The organism is Aeromicrobium sp. JP4, assembly GCF_054957925.1.
Genome location: NZ_CM143290.1, coordinates 1,657,225 through 1,681,843, shown reverse-complemented (window position 1 = coordinate 1,681,843; position 24,619 = coordinate 1,657,225). Strand labels below are relative to the sequence as shown.

26 protein-coding genes are annotated in these 24,619 nt (G+C 71.2%); 16 read left to right on the top strand and 10 right to left on the bottom strand.

Annotated features, from left to right (window positions below):
• Positions 1 to 29 precede the first annotated feature (29 nt).
• From rfbB to ACY1JX_RS08340, 4 genes are read left to right on the top strand one after another with little or no spacing between them, the layout of a single operon-like run.
• Positions 30 to 1,028, top strand: a complete 999-nt coding sequence (gene rfbB / locus ACY1JX_RS08355; RefSeq protein WP_181754216.1) for a dTDP-glucose 4,6-dehydratase — start codon at positions 30 to 32, stop codon at positions 1,026 to 1,028.
• A gap of 8 nt (positions 1,029 to 1,036) precedes the next feature.
• Entirely contained in the window at positions 1,037 to 2,335 is a 1,299-nt protein-coding gene (locus ACY1JX_RS08350) for a sugar nucleotide-binding protein (RefSeq protein WP_462565816.1), read from the top strand.
• A gap of 23 nt (positions 2,336 to 2,358) precedes the next feature.
• The gene (locus ACY1JX_RS08345; RefSeq protein WP_286930224.1) at positions 2,359 to 2,721 is read left to right on the top strand and encodes a sterol carrier family protein; all 363 of its coding nucleotides are present in this window, start codon (positions 2,359 to 2,361) and stop codon (positions 2,719 to 2,721) included.
• 10 nt (positions 2,722 to 2,731) lie between these two features.
• On the top strand, positions 2,732 to 3,346 hold the full coding sequence (locus ACY1JX_RS08340; protein ID WP_462565815.1) for a peptidylprolyl isomerase: 615 nt from the start codon (positions 2,732 to 2,734) through the stop codon (positions 3,344 to 3,346).
• A 1-nt stretch (position 3,347) separates the two neighbouring features.
• Here ACY1JX_RS08340 and ACY1JX_RS08335 read toward each other — a convergent pair whose 3' ends face one another.
• On the bottom strand, positions 3,348 to 4,901 hold the full coding sequence (locus ACY1JX_RS08335; RefSeq protein WP_462565814.1) for a long-chain-fatty-acid--CoA ligase: 1,554 nt from the start codon (positions 4,899 to 4,901) through the stop codon (positions 3,348 to 3,350).
• 157 nt (positions 4,902 to 5,058) lie between these two features.
• Here ACY1JX_RS08335 and purF point away from each other — a divergent pair, with 157 nt between their 5' ends.
• The 3 genes from purF (at position 5,059) to ACY1JX_RS08320 (ending at position 7,897) form a co-directional block, all read left to right on the top strand.
• The gene (purF, locus tag ACY1JX_RS08330) at positions 5,059 to 6,555 is read left to right on the top strand and encodes an amidophosphoribosyltransferase (RefSeq protein ID WP_286930220.1); all 1,497 of its coding nucleotides are present in this window, start codon (positions 5,059 to 5,061) and stop codon (positions 6,553 to 6,555) included.
• A 56-nt stretch (positions 6,556 to 6,611) separates the two neighbouring features.
• On the top strand, positions 6,612 to 7,595 hold the full coding sequence (gene purM, locus ACY1JX_RS08325; protein ID WP_462565881.1) for a phosphoribosylformylglycinamidine cyclo-ligase: 984 nt from the start codon (positions 6,612 to 6,614) through the stop codon (positions 7,593 to 7,595).
• Between the two features lie 125 nt (positions 7,596 to 7,720).
• The gene (locus ACY1JX_RS08320) at positions 7,721 to 7,897 is read left to right on the top strand and encodes a DUF3073 domain-containing protein (RefSeq protein WP_078699958.1); all 177 of its coding nucleotides are present in this window, start codon (positions 7,721 to 7,723) and stop codon (positions 7,895 to 7,897) included.
• A gap of 113 nt (positions 7,898 to 8,010) precedes the next feature.
• Here the strand turns inward: ACY1JX_RS08320 and ACY1JX_RS08315 are convergent, their stop codons facing one another.
• From ACY1JX_RS08315 to ACY1JX_RS08305, 3 genes are all read right to left on the bottom strand, one after another.
• Entirely contained in the window at positions 8,011 to 10,062 is a 2,052-nt protein-coding gene (locus ACY1JX_RS08315; RefSeq protein WP_462565813.1) for an MMPL family transporter, read from the bottom strand.
• Positions 10,063 to 10,130: 68 nt separating this feature from the next.
• Positions 10,131 to 11,207 carry a Glu/Leu/Phe/Val dehydrogenase dimerization domain-containing protein gene (locus ACY1JX_RS08310; protein WP_462565812.1) on the bottom strand — a complete coding sequence of 359 codons (1,077 nt, stop codon included), beginning with the start codon at positions 11,205 to 11,207 and terminating at the stop codon, positions 10,131 to 10,133.
• 90 nt (positions 11,208 to 11,297) lie between these two features.
• Positions 11,298 to 12,119, bottom strand: a complete 822-nt coding sequence (locus tag ACY1JX_RS08305; protein ID WP_462565811.1) for an SDR family NAD(P)-dependent oxidoreductase — start codon at positions 12,117 to 12,119, stop codon at positions 11,298 to 11,300.
• A gap of 41 nt (positions 12,120 to 12,160) precedes the next feature.
• On the opposite strand from ACY1JX_RS08305, the gene ACY1JX_RS08300 reads away from it, so the two are divergent.
• Together ACY1JX_RS08300 and ACY1JX_RS08295 are read left to right on the top strand one after the other, a co-directional pair.
• Positions 12,161 to 13,054, top strand: a complete 894-nt coding sequence (locus ACY1JX_RS08300; protein ID WP_462565810.1) for a sterol desaturase family protein — start codon at positions 12,161 to 12,163, stop codon at positions 13,052 to 13,054.
• Positions 13,055 to 13,128: 74 nt separating this feature from the next.
• Positions 13,129 to 13,983, top strand: coding sequence for a hypothetical protein (locus ACY1JX_RS08295; protein WP_462565809.1), 855 nt, complete (start codon positions 13,129 to 13,131; stop codon positions 13,981 to 13,983).
• Between the two features lie 22 nt (positions 13,984 to 14,005).
• Here the strand turns inward: ACY1JX_RS08295 and ACY1JX_RS08290 are convergent, their stop codons facing one another.
• Entirely contained in the window at positions 14,006 to 14,746 is a 741-nt protein-coding gene (locus ACY1JX_RS08290; protein ID WP_286930204.1) for an SDR family NAD(P)-dependent oxidoreductase, read from the bottom strand.
• Between the two features lie 26 nt (positions 14,747 to 14,772).
• Between ACY1JX_RS08290 and mshA the strand changes: the two genes are divergently transcribed.
• From mshA to ACY1JX_RS08270, 4 genes are read left to right on the top strand one after another with little or no spacing between them, the layout of a single operon-like run.
• Positions 14,773 to 15,999: a D-inositol-3-phosphate glycosyltransferase gene (gene mshA, locus ACY1JX_RS08285; RefSeq protein WP_286930202.1), complete on the top strand. Its 1,227-nt coding sequence runs from the start codon at positions 14,773 to 14,775 to the stop codon at positions 15,997 to 15,999.
• On the top strand, positions 15,996 to 16,481 hold the full coding sequence (locus tag ACY1JX_RS08280; RefSeq protein ID WP_181754237.1) for a type III secretion system chaperone family protein: 486 nt from the start codon (positions 15,996 to 15,998) through the stop codon (positions 16,479 to 16,481). The genes mshA and ACY1JX_RS08280 overlap by 4 nt, the downstream gene beginning before the upstream one ends.
• Positions 16,482 to 16,484: 3 nt before the next feature.
• The gene (locus tag ACY1JX_RS08275; protein ID WP_462565808.1) at positions 16,485 to 17,057 is read left to right on the top strand and encodes a DsbA family oxidoreductase; all 573 of its coding nucleotides are present in this window, start codon (positions 16,485 to 16,487) and stop codon (positions 17,055 to 17,057) included.
• Between the two features lie 34 nt (positions 17,058 to 17,091).
• Positions 17,092 to 17,835 carry a phosphoglyceromutase gene (locus ACY1JX_RS08270; RefSeq protein ID WP_462565807.1) on the top strand — a complete coding sequence of 248 codons (744 nt, stop codon included), beginning with the start codon at positions 17,092 to 17,094 and terminating at the stop codon, positions 17,833 to 17,835.
• On the opposite strand, the gene ACY1JX_RS08265 is transcribed toward ACY1JX_RS08270, so the two are convergent.
• Positions 17,836 to 18,513 (bottom strand): response regulator transcription factor, encoded by a 678-nt coding sequence (locus ACY1JX_RS08265; protein ID WP_078699966.1) that lies wholly within the window; start codon positions 18,511 to 18,513, stop codon positions 17,836 to 17,838. It lies immediately after the preceding gene.
• A complete protein-coding gene (locus ACY1JX_RS08260) occupies positions 18,510 to 19,643 on the bottom strand; it encodes a sensor histidine kinase (protein WP_286930193.1) in 1,134 nt (377 codons plus the stop codon). The genes ACY1JX_RS08265 and ACY1JX_RS08260 overlap by 4 nt, the downstream gene beginning before the upstream one ends.
• Positions 19,644 to 19,776: 133 nt before the next feature.
• Between ACY1JX_RS08260 and phoU the strand changes: the two genes are divergently transcribed.
• A complete protein-coding gene (gene phoU, locus ACY1JX_RS08255; protein ID WP_181754249.1) occupies positions 19,777 to 20,424 on the top strand; it encodes a phosphate signaling complex protein PhoU in 648 nt (215 codons plus the stop codon).
• A 61-nt stretch (positions 20,425 to 20,485) separates the two neighbouring features.
• Here the strand turns inward: phoU and ACY1JX_RS08250 are convergent, their stop codons facing one another.
• Complete coding sequence (locus ACY1JX_RS08250; RefSeq protein ID WP_462565806.1) at positions 20,486 to 21,049, bottom strand: hypothetical protein; 564 nt, start codon at positions 21,047 to 21,049, stop codon at positions 20,486 to 20,488.
• A 93-nt stretch (positions 21,050 to 21,142) separates the two neighbouring features.
• Here ACY1JX_RS08250 and ACY1JX_RS08245 point away from each other — a divergent pair, with 93 nt between their 5' ends.
• Positions 21,143 to 21,628 (top strand): CarD family transcriptional regulator, encoded by a 486-nt coding sequence (locus tag ACY1JX_RS08245; protein ID WP_181754253.1) that lies wholly within the window; start codon positions 21,143 to 21,145, stop codon positions 21,626 to 21,628.
• A gap of 176 nt (positions 21,629 to 21,804) precedes the next feature.
• Here ACY1JX_RS08245 and ACY1JX_RS08240 read toward each other — a convergent pair whose 3' ends face one another.
• Entirely contained in the window at positions 21,805 to 22,287 is a 483-nt protein-coding gene (locus ACY1JX_RS08240; protein ID WP_462565805.1) for a TetR/AcrR family transcriptional regulator, read from the bottom strand.
• Between the two features lie 44 nt (positions 22,288 to 22,331).
• Here ACY1JX_RS08240 and ACY1JX_RS08235 point away from each other — a divergent pair, with 44 nt between their 5' ends.
• The gene (locus ACY1JX_RS08235; RefSeq protein WP_462565804.1) at positions 22,332 to 23,516 is read left to right on the top strand and encodes an oxygenase MpaB family protein; all 1,185 of its coding nucleotides are present in this window, start codon (positions 22,332 to 22,334) and stop codon (positions 23,514 to 23,516) included.
• A gap of 12 nt (positions 23,517 to 23,528) precedes the next feature.
• Here the strand turns inward: ACY1JX_RS08235 and disA are convergent, their stop codons facing one another.
• On the bottom strand, positions 23,529 to 24,590 hold the full coding sequence (gene disA, locus ACY1JX_RS08230; RefSeq protein ID WP_181754257.1) for a DNA integrity scanning diadenylate cyclase DisA: 1,062 nt from the start codon (positions 24,588 to 24,590) through the stop codon (positions 23,529 to 23,531).
• Between the last annotated feature and the right edge of the window lie 29 nt (positions 24,591 to 24,619).

The window sequence follows — 24,619 nt, the reverse complement described above, 5'->3', positions numbered from 1 at the left end:
GGCATCCGTCGGCCGGTACGCTCGTGCGCATGCGTCGATTGCTGGTCACCGGCGGTGCCGGGTTCATCGGGTCCAACTTCGTCCGTCAGGTCATCGACCGGACGGACGATCACGTGACCGTCCTGGACAAGCTCACCTACGCGGGCAGCCGTGAGTCACTGGCGGGGCTGCCCGAGGACCGGGTGTCGCTCGTCGTGGGCGACGTCGCCGACTCCGAGCTGGTCGACTCGCTCGTGGGGCAGCACGACGCGGTCGTGCACTTCGCCGCCGAGTCGCACAACGACAACTCGCTGGTCGGGCCGCGCCCGTTCCTGGACACCAACATCATCGGCACCTTCGCCCTGCTGGAGGCGGCCCGCAAGCACGACGTGCGGTACCACCACATCTCCACCGACGAGGTCTACGGCGACCTGGAGCTCGACGATCCCGAGCGGTTCACCGAGTCGACGCCCTACAACCCGTCGAGCCCCTACTCCTCGACGAAGGCCGGCTCCGACCTGCTCGTGCGGGCCTGGGTCCGCTCGTTCGGCGTCCGCGCGACGATCTCCAACTGCTCGAACAACTACGGGCCGTGGCAGCACATCGAGAAGTTCATCCCGCGCCAGATCACCGGGCTGATCGACGGCGTCCGTCCGCGCCTGTACGGCGAGGGGCTGAACGTGCGCGACTGGATCCACGTCGACGACCACAACTCGGCCGTGCTCACGATCCTGGAGTCGGGCGCGATGGGCGAGACCTACCTCATCGGCGCCGACGGCGAGAAGTCCAACCGTGAGGTCGTCGAGGCGCTGCTGCAGCTCTTCGGCCGCGAGCCCGACGACTTCGACCACGTGGCCGACCGCGCGGGACACGACCTGCGCTACGCGATCGACTCCACCAAGCTGCGCACCGAGCTGGGCTGGACGCCGCAGTTCTCGGACTTCGCGTCGGGCCTCGAGGACACGGTGCGCTGGTACCGCGAGAACGAGCAGTGGTGGCGCCCCGCGAAGGCTGCCACCGAGGCCAAGTACGCAGCGACGGGTCAGTGAGGGAGCCGATGAAGATCGAGACCACTCCCGTCCCGGGCCTGCTCGTCGTCCACCTGGACGTCCACGGCGACAACCGCGGCTGGTTCAAGGAGAACTGGCAGCGCGAGAAGATGGTCGCCGCCGGGCTGCCCGACTTCGGGCCCGTCCAGCAGAACATCTCGTTCAACGGCGTCGCCGGCACTATCCGCGGCATCCACGCCGAGCCGTGGGACAAGTACGTCTCGGTCGCGTCCGGGCGAGCCTTCGGCGCCTGGGTCGACCTGCGCGAGGGCGAGTCGTTCGGCTCCTCGTTCTGGGTCGAGCTGAACCCGCAGACCGCGGTGTTCGTGCCGCGCGGGGTCGCGAACTCCTTCCAGGTCCTCGAGGACGGCACCGCGTACAGCTACCTCGTCAACGACCACTGGCGCCCCGACGCGGTCTACGCCAACGTCAACCTGCTCGACCCGGAGGTGGCCGTCCCGTGGCCGCTGCCCGTGGCCGAGATGTCCGAGAAGGACCGCAACCACCCGCTCCTGGCCGAGGTCACGCCGCTCGCGCCGCGCCGCACCGTGGTCATCGGGGCCGGCGGCCAGCTGGGCAAGGCGTTGCAGCAGCTCCTCCCGGACGCCGAGTACCACGACTTCCCCGAGGTCGACCTCTCCAAGCCCCAGACCCTCGACTCGATCGAATGGAACGGCGTCGGCACGCTCATCAACGCCGCGGCCTACACGAACGTCGACGGCGCCGAGACCCCCGAGGGCCGCACGCTGTGCTGGGCGATCAACGTCACGGGCGTCGCCGCCATGGCCCGGATCGCCATCGCCCACGGCCTGACCTTCGTCAACGTCTCGAGCGACTACGTGTTCGACGGCACGAAGGAGGAGCACGAGGTCGACGAGCCCGTCTCGCCGCTGGGCGTCTACGGCCAGACGAAGGCGGCCACCGAGGCCGTGACGTCGGTCGTGCCGAAGGGCTACCTGGTTCGCACCAGCTGGGTCGTGGGGGAGGGCGCGAACTTCGTCGACACGATGCGCCGCCTCGCCCGCGACGGCGTCTCGCCGTCGGTCGTCGACGACCAGTTCGGCCGGCTCACACCGGCATCGGTGCTGGCCGAGGGGATCCTCGACCTGCTCCGCACCGAGGCGCCGTACGGCATCCACCACGTCACCGGCCGCGGCCCCGTGGAGTCGTGGGCCGACATCGCCCGCCGCGTCTTCGCCGAGGAGGGCCGCGACCCCGCCGACGTCACCGGCGTCTCCACCGAGGAGTACATGGCCGGCCGTCTCTCCGCCCCGCGGCCGCGCCACTCGGCGCTGCGGCTGAGCTGAGGCCGCCCGGTTAGGGTGGCCGCGTGGCGCGTTCCCTCACCCCGCTCGACCCCGCCGAGTTCACGGCGATCTGTGCGCGGATCGACACGGGCACGGCCGACCGGGCCGACCTGAAGGCCGCCACGAAGCACCTGCTGGCGCTGCTGCAGCGACGGGCGCCGGGGCACAGCGTCGAGGTCCGCATCCCGCCGTTCGCCGCGATCCAGTGCATCGAGGGGGCCAGCCACACGCGCGGCACGCCGCCGGCCGTGGTCGAGACCGACCCCGAGACTTGGATCGCGCTCGCGCGTGGCCGACTCGCCTGGGCCGATGCGCGGGTCCGCGCGAGCGGCGAGCGCTCCGACCTCACGCCACTGCTGCCGCTGGTGGAGGACGACGCTCGCTAGGGTCTTCCCCATGCGCGTGCGACTCCTGCTCCTGTCGGCCCTCGTCCTCCCGATCCTCGCTGCCTGCGGCGGAGGGGACGACGACTCCGCCTCCTCGTCGGGCGAGTGCACGTACGCGCAGGAGGGCGCGGCCGCCAAGGACGCCGAGCTGCCGCCGTCGGACCTGCTCGCGCCCGAGACGCTCACGATGAAGACGAACCGGGGCGACTTCGCGCTCACCCTCGACGCCGAGGCCGCACCCTGCACCGTGAACTCGTTCGCGTCGCTGGCCGAGCAGGGCTACTTCGACGGCACGAAGTGCCACCGCCTCGTCCCCGGCTTCGTGCTGCAGTGCGGCGACCCGTCGGCCACCGGCAGCGGCGGGCCGGGCTACAGCTTCGAGGACGAGCTCAGCGGCGACGAGACGTACCCGGCCGGCACGCTCGCGATGGCCAACAGCGGACCGGACACCAACGGCTCGCAGTTCTTCATCGTGCTCGACGACGCCGAGCTGCCCGCGGCCTACACCGTGTTCGGCACGGTCGACGAGGACGGGCTCGAGGCCGCCCGGGCGATCGCCGAGGAGGGCAACGGCCCGGACGGAGTCGCCCCCAAGACCGACGTCGTGATCGAGTCGGTCTCCTGACTCAGACCTGGCGCGCCGCGTCGGTCCAGTAGGGCTTGCGCAGGTCGCGCTTGAGGATCTTGCCCGAGGGGTTCCGCGGCAGCAGCTCGACGATGTCGATGCTCCGCGGCACCTTGTAGTGGGCGAGGTTCTCGCGCGCCCATTCGATGATCTCGGCCTCGGTCGCCTCGGCCCCGGGACGCAGCGCCACGACGGCCTTCACGGACTCGCCCCACGTCGCGTCGGGCACGCCGATGATCGCGACCTCGAGCAGGTCGGGATGCTCGGACAGGACCCGCTCGACCTCGGGGGAGTACACGTTCTCGCCGCCGGTGATGATCATGTCCTTGATGCGGTCCTCGACGTAGACGTAGCCGTCGGCGTCGATCCGGCCGATGTCGCCGGTGCGGACCCAGCCGTCCTCGGCGTACAGCTCGGCGGTCGCCTCGGGACGTCCGTGGTAGCCGGCGGTCGCCTGCTCGGTGCGGAACCACAGCTCGCCGGCCGCGCCGGTCGCCACGTCCTGCAGGGTGGCGGGGTCGACCACGCGGGCCTCGACGCCCGGGATCGGCTTGCCGGCCGAGAGCAGCCGCTCGGGATGCTCCAGGTCACGGTGCTCGTCGTCGTGCAGCATCGTGACGACGCCGCAGAACTCGGTGAGGCCGTAGACCTGGTAGAACGCCGTGTCGGGCCAGTGCTCCTGCGCCCCGCGCAGGATCGTCAGCGGCATCGGCGCGGCGCCGTAGGAGAAGCCGCGCAACCCGCTGAACAGCTTCATCGCATCGGGCCCGGCCTGCAGCAGCATCGCCACCACCGCGGGCACGAGGAAGGCGTGGGTGACGCCCGACATCATCGCGCCGGCCAGCGCGCCGGCCTCGACGTCGCGGATGATGTGGCCCGGCACCCGGTTCTTGAGGCCGAACATCGCGTAGGACGTGCCGCCGACGTGGAACATCGGCATCGCGACCAGCATCTTCGCGTCCTCGCCGTAGGCGATGCCGGTGTCGGCGTTCTCGGTGTGCGCCACCAGGTTGCGCTGGCTGAGCATCACGCCCTTGGGGCGGCCCGTGGTGCCCGAGCTGTACATCAGGACGACGGTGTCGTCGACGGACGAGTCGTCCGCCTGTTCGAGGGGCTCGCCGGCGGCCTGCCACGCCTCGAACTCGTCGGCGTCGCCGCCCATGACGACGATCTTCTCCACGGTGGTGAGCCGGTCACGGATGACGTCGACCTGGTCCAGCAGCTCGTGACCGACGAAGAGCACCTTCGCGCCGGCGTCGTTGATCGTGTAGTCCAGCTCGTCGCCGGCCAGGCGCCAGTTCACGATGGCCGTGGAGGCGCCGATCAGGCTGGCGCCGAGCACGAGCTGCAGGATCGCCGGGTTGTTCTTGTCCACGACGGCGACGTGGTCGCCGCGACCGATGCCCTCCGCCGAGAGAGCGCCGGCGGTCCGCCGGATCGAGTCCCAGACCTGCGCCCAGGTCCACTCGCGGCCCTCGTAGATCCAGCCCGTCTGGTCGGGCGCGGCCTGCGCGGCGGCTCGGGCGTGATCGGCGATGAACGTCGCATCGGACATGGGGTCTCCCTCTGAGGCCTTGGCTGTGATGTGCCTCACACCGTAGTGCTCCGAGTGCCTCGACGGAAGACTTCCAGTCAACCTTGACTGTTAGTGCGCGCGTCCGCTCCGGGCGGTACTGGTCGGGGAAGGCGGGAACGGCCGGTAGACTGCCGGTGTGCCCCGCGGAGATGGTCTCCTGACCCACGAGCTCGATCCCAGTGACGCCGGACCCCAGGACGCCTGTGGCGTGTTCGGCGTCTGGGCCCCCGGCGAGGAAGTCGCCAAGCTCACCTACTTCGGCCTCTACGCCCTGCAGCACCGAGGGCAGGAGTCGGCCGGCATCGCCGTGAGCAACGGCCGCCAGATCCTCGTCTACAAGGACATGGGCCTGGTGTCCCAGGTCTTCGACGAGGCCACCCTCGAGTCGCTCCAGGGCCAGATCGCCATCGGCCACGCGCGCTACTCCACGACCGGTGCGAGCGTGTGGCAGAACGCCCAGCCCACGTTCCGGCCCACGGCCCAGGGCTCGGTCGCGCTGGGGCACAACGGCAACCTGACCAACACGCACGAGCTCGTGCAGCTGCTCCGCGAGCGGACGGAGGGCGACGCCAAGTCGGTGTCGGCCGAGACCGCCACCACCGACACCTCGGTGATGGCCTCGCTGCTGGCGTCCTACCGCGACCGCTCGGTCGAGGACGCGGCGCTGGAGGTCCTGCCCCAGCTGCGCGGCGCGTTCTCCCTCGTGTTCATGGACGAGACCACTCTCTACGGCGCGCGCGACCCCCAGGGCATCCGCCCGCTCGTGCTCGGCCGCCTCGAGCGCGGCTGGGTCATCGCGAGCGAGACCGCCGCGCTCGACATCGTCGGCGCCTCCTACATCCGCGAGATCGAGCCGGGCGAGTTCGTCGCGATCGACGAGAACGGCCTGCGCAGCAGCCGGTTCGCCGACGCCGCGCCGAAGGGCTGCATCTTCGAGTACGTCTACCTCGCGCGCCCCGACACCACGATCAACGACCAGCGTGTCTTCAGCGTGCGCGAGCGCATCGGTCGCCGCCTGGCCAACACCGCGCCCGTCGAGGCCGACCTCGTCATCCCGGTGCCCGAGTCCGGCACGCCCGCCGCGATCGGCTACGCCGAGGAGAGCGGGATCCCGTTCGGTCACGGCCTGGTGAAGAACTCCTACGTGGGCCGCACGTTCATCCAGCCCTCGCAGACGATCCGCCAGCTCGGCATCCGGCTCAAGCTGAATCCGCTGCGCGACGTCATCGCGGGCAAGCGCCTCGTGGTGGTCGACGACTCGATCGTGCGCGGCAACACCCAGCGTGCCCTCGTGCGGATGCTCCGCGAGTTCGGCGCCGCCGAGGTCCACGTCCGGATCTCCAGCCCGCCGGTGAAGTGGCCGTGCTTCTACGGCATCGACTTCGCCTCGCGGGCCGAGCTGGTCGCCAACGGCCTCACGGTCGACGAGATCTGTCGCTCGATCGGCGCCGACAGTCTGTCGTACGTCTCGCTCGACGACCTCATCGCCGCCACGAACGTCCCGGCCGACAACCTCTGCCGGGCCTGCTTCGACGGGGTCTACCCGATCGAGCTGCCCGACGACGACCTCATCGGCAAGCACCTGCTGGAGCTGCCGTCCAACGGGACCGAGCCCTTGAAGGTGATCCAGTGACCTCGTACGCCTCCGCCGGAGTCTCCATCGAGGAGGGCGACCGCGCGGTCGAGCTCATGAAGCAGTGGGTCGCCAAGGCCACCCGTCCCGAGGTCGTGGGCGGCATCGGCGGCTTCGCCGGCCTGTTCGACGCCTCGGCCCTGAAGAGCTACACGCGCCCGCTGCTGGCCACGAGCGCCGACGGCGTCGGCACGAAGGTCGCCATCGCGCAGGCGATGGACCGCCACGACACGATCGGGTTCGACCTGGTCGGCATGCTCGTGGACGACCTCGTCGTGTGCGGGGCCGAGCCGCTGTTCCTCACCGACTACATCGCCACCGGCAAGGTCGTGCCCGAGCGGATCGCCGACATCGTCAAGGGCATCGCCGCGGCATGCGCCGAGACCGGCACCGCGCTGCTGGGCGGCGAGACGGCCGAGCACCCCGGCCTCCTGGCCCCCGACGAGTACGACGTCGCCGGATCCACCACGGGCGTCGTCGAGGCCGACCGTCTCCTCGGCGCCGAGCGCGTGCGCGAGGGCGACGTGGTGGTGGCGATGGCCTCCTCGGGCCTGCACTCCAACGGGTACTCGCTCGTGCGCCACGTCTTCTTCGACATCGCCGGCTGGAAGCTCGACCGCGACGTGCCGGAGTTCGGCCGCACGCTGGGCGAGGAGCTGCTGACCCCCACCCGCCTCTACACGAAGCCGTGCCTCGCCCTGGCCGACGCCGTCGAGGTGCACGCCATGTCGCACATCACCGGCGGCGGGCTCGCGGCGAACCTCGAGCGGGTCCTGCCCGACTCGGTCTCGGTCCGGCTCGACCGGTCCTCGTGGACCCCGGCCCCCGTCTTCGGCCTCGTGGGCGAGCTCGGCAAGGTCGCGCAGGCCGACCTCGACCTGGCCCTGAACATGGGCGTCGGGATGGTCGCGATCGTCCCGGCCGACGCGGCCGACGCGGCGGTCGCCCTCCTCGGCCAGCACGGCGTCGACGCGTGGATCGCGGGCGAGGTCGCGGCGGCCGGAACCCACGGTGCGGGCGGTTCGGTCACCCTCAGCTGAGAATATTCGTTGCAACGACGGTCAGGCGGCTCGCCTGACCGGGGGTCGTTCATGCGTTCCGAGGTCCTTTGGGTACTCTTGGGAGCACGACATACTGAACCACTGAGTGCGAGGGGGTCGAGCCCATGGGCCGCGGCCGTGCCAAAGCGAAGCAGACCAAGGTCGCTCGCGATCTCAAGTACCGGACATTGGACACGGACTTCAATGATCTGGAGCGAGAGCTTCATGGAGAGTCGGGCGACCCGATTCCCGACCAGTACGTTGATCTCGCCAAGAAACTGGGAGACCCTGCCGCTAGTTGAGCGGTAGGGCGAACTTCTCCCTGGTGTCGGCTCTCTCCAGCGCCTGCATCGGACATCGAGCTCACGACCCGTGGGGCACCTCTGTGCCCCACGGGTGCTCGGCGTTTCCGCCCTCAGCGTGAGAGCTTGCTCGGCCACCAGAAGCGGCGGCCGCACAGCGCGACCAGGGCCGGCGTCGCCACGCCGCGCACCAGCACGGTGTCGAGCAGCACGCCGAACCCGACCACGACGCCCAGCTGGGCCAGCAGCACGAGCGGCAGCACGCCCAGCACGGTGAAGACGGCGGCCAGCAGCACGCCCGCGCTGGTGATCACGCCGCCCGTCACGGCCAGCGCCTTGACGATCGATCCGGTCGCGTCGCCGGTGAGGGCCATCTCCTCGCGCGCCCGCGCGGTGAGGAAGATGTTGTAGTCCACGCCCAGCGCGACCAGGAAGATGAAGGCCAGCAGCGGCGTGCTGACGTCCATCGCCGACCAGCCCAGGACGTGGTCGAACAGCAGCCAGCCCACGCCGAGCGCCGACAGGTACGACAGCACCGTGGTGGCGCACAGGATCACCGCGGCCACGACGGAGCGCAGCAGGACCAGCAGCATGATCAGGACGATGGCCAGCACGATGGGGATGACCGTGGCGCGGTCGTCCGCGGCGGTCTGTGCCTCGTCCAGCGCCTGGGCGTCCGGGCCGCCGACGAGGGCGTCGGGATCGACGTCCTGGACCGCGGTGCGCAGGTCCTCGATGGCGGTGAGGGCCTCGTCGCTCTCGGGTGCGACCGACAACACGACCTGGACCTCGGCCACGTCGTCGGAGGCGCCGGCCGGTCGGGCGCTCTCGACGCCGGAGACCTCGCTCGCGGCGGCCGTGACGGCCTCGACCTGATCGGGAGAGGTCGCCACGACGGTGGGCGCGGAGATGCCGGCGGGGAAGCCGTCCTGCAGCGTCTCCTGCGCCTGGATCGACTCGGGTGTGTCGAGGAACTGCTCGCTCTGGCCGAGGCCGGTGGTGAGGGTGAGGGCACCGGCGGCCATGGCCGTCAGGACGCCCAGGGAGGCGATGGCTACGGGCCAGGGGCGCGACGTGACGGTGCTGCCGACGCGGAACCACCAGCCGCGCTCGGACGGGTCCTCGTCGCCGTTGCGCGGAACGAACGGCCAGAACAGCCAGCGGCCCGGCAGGACCATCGCCGAGGGCAGCACGAGCAGGGCGAACGCCACCGCGATGACGATGCCGATCGCGCCGGCCAGGCCGATGCCGCTGACGAACGGCGAGTCGGCGATCAGGAGGGACAGCAGGGCCAGGACCACGGTGCCGGAGCTGGACAGGATCGCGGGGGCGGCCCCGCCCACGGCGGTCTGCATCGCCTCGTGGCGCGAGTCGTGGCGGCGCAGCTCCTCGCGGTAGCGCGCGATCAGCAGCAGCGCGTAGTTCGTGCCCGCGCCGAAGACGAGGACCGAGGTGATGCCGGTGATCGAGCCGTCGATCTCGAAGCCGAAGGCCCCGGAGATGCCCTCGAGCGTGCGGGCGGCGACGCGGTCGCCGATGCCGATGACGGTCAGCGGGACGAGCCACAGCCACGGGCTGCGGTAGGTGATGATCAGCAGCACCGCCACGACGGCGGCGGTGACGGCGAGGAGGCGCACGTCGGCGCCGTCGAACACCGCACCGAGGTCGGCCTGGACCGCCGGGGCGCCGGTGACCTCGGCCTTCACGCCGTCGGGCAGGTCGGCGCGGGCGACCTCACGGATCTGCTCGACCAGCTCGGCGTTGTCGTCGTTGCTCAGGCCGGTCTTCACCGGGATCGCGACGATCGCGGCCGCACCGTTCTCCGACGGCACGGGCGGGCTCGCCTCGAGGTCCAGCTCCGCGCCGATCGCCTGCGAGCGCTCGCCGAGCGCCGTGAGGTCCTCGGGGGAGAGACCGCCCTCGCGGGAGAACACGACGATCGCCGGTGCCTCGTCGGCCTGGGGCAGCTCGTCGAGCAGCGCCGCGGCGCGCGCGGACTCCGCCGACTCCGGCAGGTTGGAGCCGGCCTCGTTGCCGGAGGTGGGCTCCGGGGCGAAGGCCATGATCAGTCCGGAGACGATCAGCCCCAGCAGCACCACGACGATGGATCGTCGCGGCCCCACGAGGCGCGCGAGCGGAAAGGACCGATGGTCGACTGGAGGCACGCTAGAAGGCTAGGCGATCTAACTAAATCGGAGGTACATCGGGATGCCCACCGGTCCTCCCGCCGGTGTCACGGGAGCCGGATCTGCGCCAGCCGCCCGATCTCGCGGATGCGCTGATCGGCCTGGCGGTCGGCGGCCTCGGCGGTGGTGATGCCCTCGCTCGCCGCGCGCTCGAGGACGGCCAGCGTGGTGTCGAAGATGCCGGTGGCCCGCGCCTTCGCGCGGTCGAAGGAGAAGCCGCTCGGGTCGAGCTCGTCGGCGACCTGGATGACGCCGCCGGAGTTCACGCAGTAGTCCGGCGCGTAGACGATCCCGCGGTCCGTCACGAGCTTGCCGATGCCGTCGTGCGCCAGCTGGTTGTTCGCCGCCCCGGCCACGACACGCGCCGTGAGGGCCTCGACCGACGACTCGTTGAGAGCCCCGCCCAGGGCGCACGGCGCGTAGACGTCGAGGTCGGCGGCGATCAGCGCCTCGGTGGACTCGGCGACCTCGAGGCCCGGGTACTGCTCGACCAGGCGGGCCACGGCGGCCGGGTCGATGTCGGTGACGACCACCTGGGCGTCCTCCTGCACGAGGTGGGCGGTCAGGTGACGCCCGACCTTGCCCACGCCGGCGATGCCGACGCGCTTGCCGGCCAGGGACGTGTCGCCCCACGCGAACTGCGCCGAGGCGCGCATGCCCTGGTAGACGCCGAAGGCGGTCAGGACGCTGGAGTCGCCCGCGCCGCCGTGCTCGACCGTGCGGCCGGTGACGTAGTCGCACTCGCGGGCGATGACGTCCATGTCGGTGGAGAACGTGCCCACGTCGCACGCGGTGAAGTACCGGCCCGCGAGGCTCTGGACGAAGCGGCCGTAGGCGCGCAGGAGGGCCTCGGACTTGTCGGTGCGCGGGTCGCCGATGATCACGGCCTTGCCGCCGCCGAGGTCGAGTCCGGCGAGGGCGTTCTTGTAGGCCATGCCCTGGCTGAGGTTGAGCACGTCGGCCAGCGCGTCACCCTCGCTGGCGTACGGGAAGAACCGGGTGCCGCCGAGGCCGGGACCGAGGGCGGTGGAGTAGAGGGCGATGATCGCCCGCAGTCCGGAGGCCTCGTCGTGGCAGAAGACGACTTGCTCGTGGTGGGTGCCGAAGCTGCTGGGCGTGCTCATGCTTCCTCTTCCTGGGCTGGCGGGGGTGGTGCCGGCCTGTCGGTTGCGGTGGTGTCGCGCGGCCGGGGGTGGTGGCCGCTGTGACCCACGCTACTCGCGAACGTCGCCGGCGGCGGCACGACGTGCGAGGTTGCGGTCCATGCGCCGGAAGAACGGCGCGGTCGCCCGCGTCACGACGCCGGGTAGCAGGGCCATCGACGTCTCGCCGGCCACGCCGAACGCGCTCGTGATCCGCGAGGGGCGCGACACCACGGCGCGCTCGATCCATCGGCCGGCCTCGTCCGGGCTCATCATCGACATCGCCCGGTAGATCTCGGTGCCACCGGACATCTCGGTGCGCACCATCGGGAAGTGCACGGTGCTGGTGGTGATGCCGCGGTGCCCCAGCTCGGCCGACAGCGAGCGCACGTAGGACTCCAGCGCGCTCTTGCTGGCGAGGTAGGCCGAGAACAGGGGGATCGGCACCTGGGTCGACAGGGTCGAGCTGACCACGACGTGGCCACGCCCGGTGGCGAGCATCGACGGCAGCACGAGGTGGATGAGGCGCACGGCGGCGAAGTAGTTGATCGCCATGACGCGCTCGTGGTCGTGCAGGCGGTCGAGCGAGTCCACGATGGGGCGCCGGATCGAGCGTGCGGCGTTGCTGACGAGGACGTCGACGCGGCCGTGGTCCGCCAGGATGCGCTCGACGGCCGAGCGGGTGGACGCCTCGTCGGTGAGGTCGACCGGATGGGCGTGGGCGTCGCCGCCCTCGGCCCGGATCGCCGCGGCGACGGCCTCCAGCTCCGCCTCGCGCCGGGCCAGGAGGCACACCGTCGCACCGCGGGCGGCGAGCCGGCGCGCGGCCGCGGCGCCGATGCCGCTGGAGGAGCCCGTGATGACGACGACCTGCCCGGCCGGATCGATGCCCATGCGTTGTGATGGTAGTCACAGGGTTCGCGTATCGTGGTGGGGTGCTGGCCGAACTCCTGGACCCGATGAAGAACCCACTGACCTACGCGGTGCCGTTCTTCGTGCTGAGCATCGCGATCGAGCTGGCCGCGCTGAAGTGGCTCGACCACGACGACAACGTCACGGGCTACGCCTTCAAGGACGTGCGTACGTCGATCTCGATGGGCATCGGCTCGATCCTGTTCCTGACGGTCTTCAAGATCATCACCTTCTTCGCGTTCGTCTTCGTGTTCGCCCACTTCGCCCTGTTCGAGCTGGACGTCTCGGCCTGGTGGTACTGGCCGGCGCTGCTCGTCGGACTCGACTTCTGCTACTACTGGCACCACCGCTTCAGCCACCGCGTGCGGATCGGCTGGGCCGGCCACCAGTCGCACCACTCCAGCGAGTTCATGAACTTCGGGACCGCGCTGCGGCAGAAGTGGAACCCGTGGTTCGAGTTCTTCTTCTGGCTGCCACTCCCGCTGCTGGGGTTCGCGCCGTGGACCCTGTTCGCCGCCTTCGCGATCAACCTGATCTACCAGTTCTTCGTGCACACCGAGGTCGTCGGCAAGCTGCCGCGGCCGATCGAGTGGGTGTTCAACACCCCCTCGCACCACCGCGTGCACCACGGCTCCGACCCCGAGTACCTCGACAAGAACTACGGCGGCATCCTCATCGTCTGGGACCGGATGTTCGGCACCTTCCAGCGCGAGCTGCACCGTCCGCGGTACGGGCTCACGCACCCGGTCGAGACCTACAACATCCTCACGCTGCAGTACGGCGACTACCGCAAGATGGCCGCCGACGTGAGGTCGGCGTCCACGTGGCGCGAGAAGGTCGGCTACGTGCTCGGTCCGCCCGGGTGGAAGCCCGACGGCACGATCGACCGAGGCCGCACCGAGGCCGGCACGCGCTGAGACGCGGCGGGCGCATGAGCCCCGATCCTCCTAGGCTGGCAGCACCGACTCCGCACCACCGAGAGGATCCCCCGATGGCCAAGAGCAAGGTCGAGAAGAAGCTCCGCGACACGATCTCCACGATCAACGACCTGCGAGGTGAGCTCAAGAAGGTCCGCAAGGCGGCCGAGAAGGCGGCGGCCCAGCAGATCGACAAGGCCACCCGGTCGTCCTCCGCCGAGCTGAAGAAGGTGCGCGAGGAGGTGGCCCAGGTCCGCGACACGACGGCGAAGCAGATCGCCGACCTGACCGCGATGGTCGCCCGGCTCGCCCCCGACCTCGTCAGGCCCGGAGGCTCCGCCACGCCGCCGCCGGCCGAGGCCACCGCGCCCCCGGCCGAGACCGGCTCGGACCGACCGCACGGCGACCCCCTGGCCGCCGCAGCGGCGCAGAGCGTTCCGGCGAAGAAGGCCGGTGCGAAGAAGACGACCGCGAAGAAGGCCACGCTGCCGGACTCCGCCACCGAGGCCGACGACAGGCTCTCCTTCGCCGGCGAGGCACTGGCCGCGTCGGACGCGAGCGGGCCCGTCGACCCCGAGGTGCCCGGCACCGCTCCGACGGCCGAGGTGACGCCGGAGCCGGCCGTGAAGGCCGCGGCGAAGCGGCCGGCCGCCGCCAAGAAGACGCCCGCCACGAAGTCCCCGGCGAAGAAGACCACCACCGCGAAGAAGACCGCGACCGCGAAGAAGACCGCGACCGCGAAGAAGACCGCGACCAAGAAGGCGCCGGCGAAGAAGGCCGGCGCGACGTCCACCGCGAAGCGCACGGCCTCGCCGGGCCGCAAGACCGCCGCGCGCAAGGCCACGACCGCCACCGGGACCACGTCGCCCACGACGCCTCCGGCCACGCCGCAGAACCCGGCCAGCGCGGACGCTCCCGCGTCCGACTGAGAGGACCCGCCGGCCCTGCCACTCACTGGGGCCGGCGGTGCACCTTCCACTGCGCGGCCTGGGCGACCGGCTTGATGACCATCAGGTCGACGTCCACGTGCCGCGGCCGCGTGGCGACCCACGTGATCGCGTCGGCGATGTCCTCGGCCACGAGCGGCTCGTCCACGCCCGCGTAGACGGCGTCGGCGCGCGTGCTGTCACCGTCGAAGCGGGTCAGGCTGAACTCCTCGGTCCGGACCATGCCCGGCGCGATCTCCGTGATCCGCACGGGCTGGCCGTTGAGCTCGAGTCGCAGGGTCTCGGTGACGGCGGCCAGGGCGTGCTTGGCCGCGGTGTAGCCGCCGCCGCCCTCGTAGGTCACCCGGCCCGCGGTGGAGCCGACGTTGATGATCGTGCCGGCACCGGAGTTGATCAACGCCGGCGTCAGCGCCTTCGTCACCGCGACGGTGCCGAGGACGTTCGTCTCGTACATCCAGCGCCAGTCGTCCAGGTCGGCCTCGGTGACGTCCTCGAGGCCCTTCGCGCCGCCGGCGTTGTTGACGAGCAGGTCGAGCCGGTCGCCGACGGCCTCGGCCAGCCGGGCCACGTCGTCGGGGTTCGTGATGTCGCACGGCAGTGCGATGGCGTCGATCTCCTCGGCGAGCCGCTCGATGCGGTCGCGTCGGCGGGCGGCGGCCAGGACGGTGTAGCCGGCGGCCGACAGGGCGCGGGCCGTGGCCTCGCCGATCCCGCTGCTGGCTCCGGTGACGACGGCTGTGGGCATGGGGACAGCGTGCCAGAATGGATCGCATGGCTGCCCGAGGGATCCGTCGTGTCGCGATGCTGTCGGCGCACACCTCCCCCCTCGACCAGCCGGGCACCGGCGACGCGGGCGGCATGAACGTCTACGTCCTCGAGCTCTCGCGCCGGCTGGCCGCCCGCGGCATCGAGGTCGAGGTCTTCACCCGGGCCACGTCCCGCCACCTGCCTCCGGTCGTCGAGGCCGACGAGGGCATCCGGGTGCACCACGTCGCCGCCGGACCCTTCGAGGGACTGACGAAGGGCGACCTGCCGAGCCAGCTCTGCTCGTTCGTCCGCGACGTGCTGCGCGTCGAGGCCTGGCACGAGCCCGGCTACTTCGACCTCGTCCACTCCCACTACTGGCTCTCGGGCCAGGTCGGCACGGTGCTGCGCGAGCGCTGGGGCGTCCCGCTCGTGCACTCGATGCACACGATGGCCAAGGTCAAGAACGCGTCGCTCGCGGCCGGCGACCGTCCCGAGCCCGTCGGCCGGGTCGCCGGTGAGGAGGAGATCGTGCGGTTCGCCGACCGGCTGATCGCCAACACCGCCGAGGAGCGGCGCGAGCTGATCGACCTCTACGAGGCCGACCCGCGCGCCGTCGCGGTCGTGCACCCCGGTGTCGACCTCGACGTCTTCAGCGCGAGCGAGCCCGACGACGAGCCGCCGCTCGTGGTCTTCGCCGGCCGGATCCAGCCGCTCAAGGCACCCGACGTGGTGCTGCACGCCTCGGCGCTGCTCGACGTGCCGCACCGGGTCGCGATCATCGGCGGGCCGTCCGGCAGCGGGCTGGACCGCCCCACCGAGCTCACCGACCTCGCCCACGAGCTGGGCATCGCCGACCGGGTGGAGTTCGTCCCCACGGTCACCCAGGCCGAGCTGGCCACCTGGTACTCGCGGGCCGCGGTCGTCTGCGTCCCGTCGTACAGCGAGTCGTTCGGGCTCGTCGCGATCGAGGCCCAGGCCTGCGGCACCCCCGTGGTCGCCGCGGCGGTCGGCGGCCTCACCACGGCCGTCGCCGACGGCGTCACCGGCACGCTCGTCGACGGGCACGACCCGGCCGCCTACGCGGCGGCGCTGCGGCCGTACCTCGCCGACCCGGAGTTCCGGTCCGACGCCGGCGCCAAGGCCGTGCGCCACGCGGAGTCGTTCGGCTGGGACGTCACCGCCGAGCGCACCCTCGACGTCTATGCCGCCGCCCTGCACGATCGCGAGGCGGCGCGGGAGGAGGCAGGATGACCGACGTTCGCGACGTGATCGTCAGTTCGCTCGACGACGCCGGCCTGGAGTACGTGCGCCACGGGCAGGACGTGTTCGAGGTCGAGCTGCCGGGGGAACGCAAGCTCAAGACCACGTGCCGCCTCGAGGTGGGCCGGCACGCGCTCGGCGTCCACGCCTTCGTGGCGCGCAACCCCGACGAGAACCACGAGGCCGTCTACCGCTGGATGCTGGAGCGCAACCTCAAGCTGTTCGGCGTCGCCTTCGCGATCGACTCCGCGGGCGACATCTACCTCGACGGCCGGCTGCCGCTGGAGGCGGTCACCGCCGACGAGCTCGACCGCCTGCTGGGCTCGGTGCTGTCGTACGCCGACGAGTCCTTCAACACGATCCTCGAGCTCGGCTTCGCCTCGAGCATCCGCAAGGAGTGGCGCTGGCGCGAGTCCCGGGGTGAGCCCACGCGCAACCTCGACGCGTTCCGCCACCTGCGTCCCCAGGACTGAGCCGTGAAAGCCATCGTCTTCGCCGACGTCGTCGACGCCTGGTCCTACGTCGGCGCCGTGCGCTTCGAGCGCGCCGCGGCGCTGTTCACGATCCTGACCGGTGAGCCGGTCGAGGTCTCCTATCGGGCCGCCACCTTCGACGCCTCCGCCCCGGCCGACGACGTCGTCGCCGCCGCTCGCATCACCGGCATCGACCTCAACGTCGACGAGGTGGTGCCGGCCGACTCCACCGACGCGTGGCGCCTCCTGACGTGGGCGGCGGAGTCCGGGCCCGAGGTCCAGCGCGAGCTCCTGCACCAGCTGTGGCGGGCCCACTTCCTCGAGGGCGCCGACATCGCCGACGGCTTCGTGCTGGCCAGCCGCGCCGCCCTCGTGGGGCTCGACCTCGAGACCTCCGAGGCTCTCCTGGCGAGCGACGAGCTGCTGGTCGAGGTGGGGGAGCAGCGGAACACCGCCGCCGCCATCGGCGCCGACGCCGCGCCGTTCGTGGTGGTCGAGGCGCGCTACACGCTCGCGGGCGTGCACTCGCAGGACGACTACCTGCGGGCCCTGCAGTCCATCACCGCGCAGTCCTGAGCCGGGCTCCCGGGCCCGGCACTAGGCTGTCGCCATGAGCACCTTGGTCCTGCTGCGTCATGGTCACAGCGAGTGGAACGCCCTCAACCTGTTCACCGGATGGGTCGACGTCGACCTCAACGAGCAGGGGCTCCAAGAGGCGCTGCGCGCCCCGGAGCTGCTGCGTGAGGCGGGCCTGCTGCCCGACGTCTCGCACACCTCGCTGCTGCGGCGCGCGATCCGCACGGCCGAGATCACCCTGAACGGCATCGACCGCCACTGGATCCCCGTGAAGCGCAGCTGGCGCCTCAACGAGCGCCACTACGGCGCCCTGCAGGGCAAGGACAAGAAGGCCACCCTCGAGGAGTTCGGCGAGGAGCAGTTCATGACGTGGCGGCGCTCGTACTCCACGCCCCCGCCGGCGCTGGCCGACGACTCGGAGTTCAGCCAGGTGGGCGACGCCCGCTACGCCGACCTGCCGAACGAGCTGATGCCGCGCACCGAGTGCCTGGCCGACGTGCTCGTGCGGATGCTGCCGTACTGGTACGACCAGATCGTTCCCGACCTCCGCGCCGGCAGGACGGTGCTCGTCACCGCGCACGGCAACTCGCTGCGCGCGCTGGTGAAGCACCTCGACGGGCTCGGTGAGGAGGAGGTCGTGGGACTGAACATCCCCACCGGCATCCCGCTGGTCTACGACCTCGACGACGACCTCAAGCCCACGCAGCGCGGGGGCCAGTACCTCGACCCCGACGCCGCGGCGGCCGCCATCGCCGCCGTGGCGAACCAGGGCCGCTGACTAGGCGTACTTGTAGCCCAGCCCCCGCACGGTCGTGAGGATCGTGGGGTGGGCCGGGTCGTCCTCGATCTTGGCGCGCAGGCGCTTGACGTGGACGTCGAGGGTCTTGGTGTCGCCCACGTAGTCGGCGCCCCACACCCGGTCGATCAGCTGGCCGCGGGTCAGGACGCGACCGCTGTTGCGCAGGAAGAACTCGAGCAGCTCGAACTCCTTGAGCGGCAGCTTCACCTCGCCGCCGTCGACCGTGACCAGGTGACGGTCGACGTCCATCCGGACGCCGCCGACCTCGATCACGGCGTCGTCGTCGACCTCCTCGGGCGCGCCGCGACGCAGCACCGCCCGGATCCGCGCCACCAGCTCACGCGGGGAGTAGGGCTTGGTGACGTAGTCGTCCGCCCCCAGCTCGAGCCCGACGACCTTGTCGACCTCGGTGTCCTTCGCACTGACCATGATGATCGGCACCGAGGACGTCTGGCGGATCGTGCGGCACACCTCCGTGCCCGACAGCCCCGGCAGCATGAGGTCCAGCAGGACGATGTCGGCACCGCCGCGCTCGAACGCGGTCAGCGCGTCGGGGCCGGTCTCGGCGACCGCGACGTCGTAGCCCTCCTTGCGCAGGACGTACGACAGGGCCTCGCTGTAGCTGGCCTCGTCCTCGACGATCAGGACCTTGGTCACTCGAACTCTCCTTCATCGACGTCCCGCGCCGGCAGCACCAGCGTGAAGGACGAACCGAGGCCTGGTTCACTCCAGACCTCGACGGAGCCGCCGTTGCCGGCGGCGACATGCTTGACGATCGACAGGCCCAGGCCCGTGCCCCCGGTGGCGCGGGCGCGCGCCGGGTCGACCCGGTAGAACCGCTCGAAGATCCGGTCCTGCTCCTCCGGCGGGATGCCCACGCCGTGGTCGGAGACGGTGATGCGGATGTCCTCGCCGTCGCCCGTGGCGGAGACCGCGACGACCGAGCTGTCGGGACTGTAGGTGACGGCGTTCTCGACGAGGTTGCTGACCGCAGCGTGCAGCTGGGCCCGGTCCCCCTGGACGTAGAGGTCGGGCTGGACGTCCTGCGAGATGGCGATGGACTTGGCCTCGGCGTCGGTGAGCGAGTGCTCGATCGCCTCGGCCACGAGCTCGCCGACCTTCACGAGCGCGGCGTCGTCGCTGGCGACGTCGGCCTGCAGCCGCGACAGGTCGATGATCTGCTGCACGAGGCGCGTCAGGCGCTCGCCCTCGGTCTGCATGCGGCCCGCGAACCGGTCGACCGCCTCGGGGTCGTCGCGGGCCTCGCTGACCGCCTCGGCGAGCAGGCTGATCGCGCCGATGGGGGTCTTCAGCTCGTGGCTGACGTTGGCGACGAAGTCGCGGCGCAGGGCCTCCACGCGCTGCTCGCTCGTGCGGTCCTCCACGAGAGCGAGCATGAGCCCGTGCGACAGCGGCGCGACCCGGGCGCGGACGTAGACGAGCGGCCGGCGGCGGATGCGGATCTCGAACTCGTCCTCGCGGACCTCGCCGTCGCGGCGGACCTGCCGGACCAGGTCGAGCAGCTCACCGCTGCGCAGCCGGTCGTCGTCGGTGACCAGGCCGAGGGCGATCGCCGGCGCGGAGGCGCGCAGGACGCGCTCCTCCTGGTCGAGGACCACGGCCGAGGACCGCAGCACCGACAGCACGGTCGCGATGTCCGGCGGGACGGCCGCGGCCGGAGCGGGCGGGACGACCTCCTGGGATCGCTCGGAGAACCGCCACACGTACGTGATCACGGCGCCGAGCACGATGCCGGCAGCGCCGGCCAGGATCTGGGAGACCTCCACGGGACCGATCGTAGGCCGACGACACGTGCCGGCCACCATCGCGGCGGGCCCGAGAGGCACGGTTTCCGCTGGCGTTCACCCCCCGTTCACCGCAGGTCGTCTCGCATTCATGCGGCGCGCCTACCGTCGAGCCATGCGCGACCAGTACTACGAGCAGCTCGACGTCATCGTCGACGAGCTCGTCCTCATCACCGACCGGGTGCGAACCGCGGTGGCCGACGCCACGACCGCACTGCTCGACACCGACATCGCAACCGCCGAGGCGGTCATCGGCTCCGACCGTGGCATCGAGGAGGCGATCGACGAGGTGGAGGAGCGGGCCCTCGTGCTGCTGGCGACCCAGCAGCCCGTCGCCACCGACCTGCGGCAGCTCGTCTCGACCTTGCGGATGGTGGCCGACCTGCAGCGCATGAGCGCGCTGGCCGTCCACGTCTCCAAGATCGCCCGCCGCCGCGCGCCCGAGGCGGCCGTGCCGCTGCCGGTGCAGCCGCTCATCCGTGACATGGCGCGGGTCGCCCACTCGATGATCGGGTCGGCTGCCCGGATCGTCTCCGAGCGCGACCTCGGCGCGGCCGCCGAGCTCGAGATCGAGGACGACGAGATGGACCGCCTGCGCCAGGAGCTCTTCCGCGTCCTGCTCGACGGCACGTGGGAGCACGGCGTCGACACGGCGATCGACCTCGCGCTGCTGGGTCGCTACTACGAGCGCATCGGCGACCACGCCGTCAGCATGGCCCGCCGCGTCGTCTACCTCGTGACGGGCGAGCTTCCCGTCGCCTGACCTGCGGAACGCGAACGGCCCCGGCGATCGCCGGGGCCGTTCGTCGTGCTCGGGGTGAGGATCACGACGAGGGCGGGGACGTGTCCTCCTGCTCGACGTCGGACTGGTCCTCGCCGCCCTCGGCCGGATCGGACTCCTGCTCCTGGACGGTCTTGGCCTCGCCGGTGGGACGCTTCGCGACGTCGGCGTACATCTCGGTGCGGGCCACGACCGGGACCTCGATGCTGACGTCCCCACCGGGGGTGGCCGCGAAGCTGATGACCACGTAGTCGCCGGCCTCGATGTCGCTCTTGACGACGATCTCGCCCGCCGTGCCCAGCGTCAGCAGCGTGTCGGGCTTCAGCGTGATCGGACGGGCCAGCTTCTTCGCGGCGCCGTCGACCGTGACCGACTCGATGGTCTGGTTCTCGGTGGACAGCAGGCCGCCGGAGAAGGTGGCGGTGCCGTCGGCGTTGTCCACGAACAGTCCGTTGTAGACGCCGATCGGGCCCGTGCGCAGGTTCGAGCCGACAGCGGCTTGGTACTGCTGGTTCGTCTGGGCGCCGAAGCTGGTGCCGCAGGCGGAGAGCGCGAACGGGGCGGCGACGGCCAGGGCGATGGCGGCAAGGGTGCGACGTGTGCTCACGCTGGCATGGTATCCGGGGCACCCGGGAGCGAAGGCAGGCAGGGTACTCGTTCCGCCATGTTATTCTGGTCACCTAGGAAAGGTGCTTTCTCCATGGCTTTCTCTGTCGGCGAAACCGTCGTGTACCCCAATCATGGCGCGGCGGTGATCGAAGACATCGAGGTCCGGAACATCAAGGGCGTGGACCGCACGTACCTCGTTCTCCGGATCATCGCTCAGAACGATCTGGTCGTCCGCGTTCCTTCCGACAACGTCGATCTCGTGGGCGTCCGCGACGTGGTCGATGAAGCAGGACTCGAGCGGGTCTTCAGCGTGCTCCGTGCCGAGCACGTCGAGGAGCCCACCAACTGGTCCCGACGTTACAAGGCGAACCTGGAGAAGCTGCACTCCGGCGACGTCCTCAAGGTGGCCGAGGTCGTCCGCGACCTCTGGCGCCGCGATCACGAGCGTGGCCTCTCGGCCGGCGAGAAGCGGATGCTGGCCAAGGCGCGCCAGATCCTCGTCTCCGAGCTCGCGCTCGCCGAGAACACGAACGAGGACAAGGCCGAGATCCGTCTCGACGAGGTCCTCGCCTCCTGACGCAGCAACCCACTCACTGACGAGCGCCCGGCTTCGGCCGGGCGCTCGTCTGTTGTGGGGCGGTCACCACCAGGCGAGGCCGAGGGCGACGAGGTCCTCCACGAGCTCCTCGCGAGTCAGGGGAGGATCGTCGTCCAGCACGAAGCGCACGGCCAGCGACTCCACCGCCAGGACGATCAGCCACGAGGGCGGGCCGGGTCGCGACGCCGGGCGCCGGGAGGCTGCCGGCCGCCGAGGTAGGCGCGCAGCACGTCGCGCACCCGTCGCTCCAGGCCGAGCCGGTCGTCGAGGTGACGCGACGCCGGCAGCTCCTGCCACACCACGCGCAGCAGCGTGGGGTCGCGTTCGAGCGCCGACAGCAGGGCCTCGGCCGTCGCACGGGCCATCGCCTCGGGATCCTCGTGCACGTGGTCGACCAGCGAGGCGACCACGTCCTCGGCCAGCCGGTCGACGTACCGCGCGGTGACCTCCTCGACGATCGAGGCCTTGTCGGGGAAGTACTGGTAGAGCGAGCCGGGGCTCACCCGGGCCCGGTCGGCCACGCGGTTCGTGGTGAGCCGGTCGTAGCCGCCGGCCACCAGCACCTCGCGGGCCGCGGCGACGATCCGGTCGACCATGTCGCGTGAGCGCTGCTGACGGGGGAGCTTCCTCAGGGCCATGACGCGAATTGTATGCGAGCAATTACTCGTGTCACGGTGTCGTCATGACGACGGTCCAGAGTCCGCCCGCCCGCTTCCGGGCCGGGGGAGAGCGCAACGTGAGGCTGGGCCGGGTGCTCAAGGTCCTCGCCGGGGTGCGTGAGGTCGACGAGCTCCTGATGGCGCGGATCGGACGGGGGTTCACGCAACGCGACGAGCTGGGCGCTCGGCTGGCAGCGGCGATGCGCCTGCCTGCCGGCGATCCCGAGCGCGTGTCCATGGCGCAGTTCCGCGCCGCGCTGGAGCACGGCATCGACGCCGAGGCGCCGCCCGCGCTCGCGGAGTTCGTGGGGACCTTGCGGGAGGACCCGCCCTGGCTCGACCGCGACCTGGTCGAGGAGGGGGCGCGGGTCTTCCGGCGCTTCGGGCGGAACGCGGCCGACGTGCTGCTGCAGCTCTCGCTGATCGGGGGCTACCGTTTCGGCGGGCCTCCGGACCTGCTCGTGGCGACCGGAGCGCTGGCCGGGGAGAGCACGCAGCGTCGGCTCGCCGAGACCCAGTCGTGGGCGGTGGCGGTGACGACGGCCGGCGGCCTGGACGTGCACGGCGAGGGCTGGCGCACCACGGCGCACGTGCGGGCGATGCACGCGCTGGTGAACCACACGTTCGAGCCGCGGTGGGACGTCGAGCGGTGGGGCCTGCCGATCAACCAGGCCGACCAGGCGGGCACGCTCGGCCTGTTCGACGGCACGGTGCTGATCGGTGTGAAGGCGCTCGGGGTGCCGGTGGGTCAGGACGACTCACGTGCCGTGATGCACCTGTGGAAGTACGTGGGCTGGCTGATGGGTGTTGACGAGCCGTGGCTGGTGGACTCCGAACGCGAGCGCCAACGGATCAACTACCACGTCGTGCTGGCCCAGGACGGGATCACCGAAGCGGGACCGCAGCTCTCGCAGGACATCATCGCCGTGCTCGGCCGGTTGCCGCACGGGCGCTGGAAGACCGAGCGCTCACTCAGCATGCTGAGCCTGTTCCTCGGCCGCGAGAGCATGCGTGAGCTCGGACTGCCGTGGCGACCTCCGTGGGCGCACGTGATGCTGTGGGTGGCCAACTCGGCGCGGCACCGGGTGCTGGGGCGGCTGCCCGGCGGGAAGCGGCGCCTCGAGGAGAGCGGCGCCCGCGTCGCGCAGAAGATCCTCGCGGAGTACTACGCCTCCGACGACCGCGCCGTGGCCGACCTGCCCAGCTGAGTCGCCGCCTTCTCAGACGTAGCGCTCCAGAATGCTGGACTCGGCGAGGCGGGAGAGGCCGTCGCGCACGCCGCGGGCCCGCAGGTCGCCCACGCCCTCGACGGCCTGGAGGTCGTCGAGGCTCGCGCCGAGCAGGCGCTGCAGCGTGCCGAAGTGCGTGATGAGGCGCTCCACCACCGAGCCGGGCAGGCGCGGGATGCGCGCGAGCAGCCGGTAGCCGTGCGGCGAGACCGAGGCGTCGAGCGAGTTGCCGTCGCCGATCTGCAGGGCGGCGGCGACGACACCGAGGTCGAGCACCTCCTGCGACTCCAGCGCGGCCAGCTCGTCGAGGACCTTGACCACCTGGTCGTCGGCGCCGGCGGGCAGGTAGTCGCGCACCACGAGGGTGCGCTCGGACTCGACCCCGCCGACGAGCTCGTTGAGCTGGAGCGACAGGAGGCGGCCGTCGGAGCCGAGCTCGAGGACGTACATGTCGATCTCGTCGGAGATGCGTCGCACCATCTCGAGGCGCTGGGCCACCGCAGTGACGTCGCGGACGGTGACGAGGTCCTCGACCTCGAGCGCCGACAGCGCGTCGGACACCTCGTCGAGGCGGGTGCGGTAGCGCTCGAGCGTCTGCAACGCCTGGTTCGCGCGGCTGACGACGACCGTGGGCTCCTCGAGGACGTAGCGCTGGTCGTCCTGGTACAGCGCGATCGTGTGCATCGACGCCGACACGGAGATCACCGGGACGCCGGTCTGGCGGGCCACGCGCTCGGCGGTGCGGTGGCGGGTGCCGGACTCGGTGGTGGGGATCGACGGGTCGGGCATGAGGTGCACCGCGGCCCGCATGATCCGCGTGGCCGAGGAGTCCAGGATGATCGCGCCGTCCATCTTCGCCAGCTCGCGGACGCCGGTGGCCGTGAAGGGCACGTCGAGGGCGAAGCCGCCCGTGGAGATCGAGTCGACGATCCGGTCCTGGCCGATCACGATCAGGGCGCCGGTGCGCCCGCGCATGATGCGCTCGAGTCCCTCACGCAGCGCCGTTCCGGGCGCGACGGAGGTGAGTGTGGCCCTCAGGTCCGGAACCGCCACGACATCCCCCGCTCTCGGTCATGGACGTG

Coding starts and splice junctions, on each gene's coding strand:
- rfbB (WP_181754216.1), top strand. CDS start 30: ATGCGTCGATTGCTGGTCACCGGCGGTGCCGGGTTCATCGGGTCCAAC.
- ACY1JX_RS08350 (WP_462565816.1), top strand. CDS start 1,037: ATGAAGATCGAGACCACTCCCGTCCCGGGCCTGCTCGTCGTCCACCTG.
- ACY1JX_RS08340 (WP_462565815.1), top strand. CDS start 2,732: ATGCGCGTGCGACTCCTGCTCCTGTCGGCCCTCGTCCTCCCGATCCTC.
- ACY1JX_RS08335 (WP_462565814.1), bottom strand. CDS start 4,901: ATGTCCGATGCGACGTTCATCGCCGATCACGCCCGAGCCGCCGCGCAG.
- purM (WP_462565881.1), top strand. CDS start 6,612: ATGAAGCAGTGGGTCGCCAAGGCCACCCGTCCCGAGGTCGTGGGCGGC.
- ACY1JX_RS08320 (WP_078699958.1), top strand. CDS start 7,721: ATGGGCCGCGGCCGTGCCAAAGCGAAGCAGACCAAGGTCGCTCGCGAT.
- ACY1JX_RS08310 (WP_462565812.1), bottom strand. CDS start 11,207: ATGAGCACGCCCAGCAGCTTCGGCACCCACCACGAGCAAGTCGTCTTC.
- ACY1JX_RS08305 (WP_462565811.1), bottom strand. CDS start 12,119: ATGGGCATCGATCCGGCCGGGCAGGTCGTCGTCATCACGGGCTCCTCC.
- ACY1JX_RS08295 (WP_462565809.1), top strand. CDS start 13,129: ATGGCCAAGAGCAAGGTCGAGAAGAAGCTCCGCGACACGATCTCCACG.
- ACY1JX_RS08290 (WP_286930204.1), bottom strand. CDS start 14,746: ATGCCCACAGCCGTCGTCACCGGAGCCAGCAGCGGGATCGGCGAGGCC.
- mshA (WP_286930202.1), top strand. CDS start 14,773: ATGGCTGCCCGAGGGATCCGTCGTGTCGCGATGCTGTCGGCGCACACC.
- ACY1JX_RS08280 (WP_181754237.1), top strand. CDS start 15,996: ATGACCGACGTTCGCGACGTGATCGTCAGTTCGCTCGACGACGCCGGC.
- ACY1JX_RS08270 (WP_462565807.1), top strand. CDS start 17,092: ATGAGCACCTTGGTCCTGCTGCGTCATGGTCACAGCGAGTGGAACGCC.
- phoU (WP_181754249.1), top strand. CDS start 19,777: ATGCGCGACCAGTACTACGAGCAGCTCGACGTCATCGTCGACGAGCTC.
- ACY1JX_RS08245 (WP_181754253.1), top strand. CDS start 21,143: ATGGCTTTCTCTGTCGGCGAAACCGTCGTGTACCCCAATCATGGCGCG.
- ACY1JX_RS08240 (WP_462565805.1), bottom strand. CDS start 22,287: ATGGCCCTGAGGAAGCTCCCCCGTCAGCAGCGCTCACGCGACATGGTC.
- ACY1JX_RS08235 (WP_462565804.1), top strand. CDS start 22,332: ATGACGACGGTCCAGAGTCCGCCCGCCCGCTTCCGGGCCGGGGGAGAG.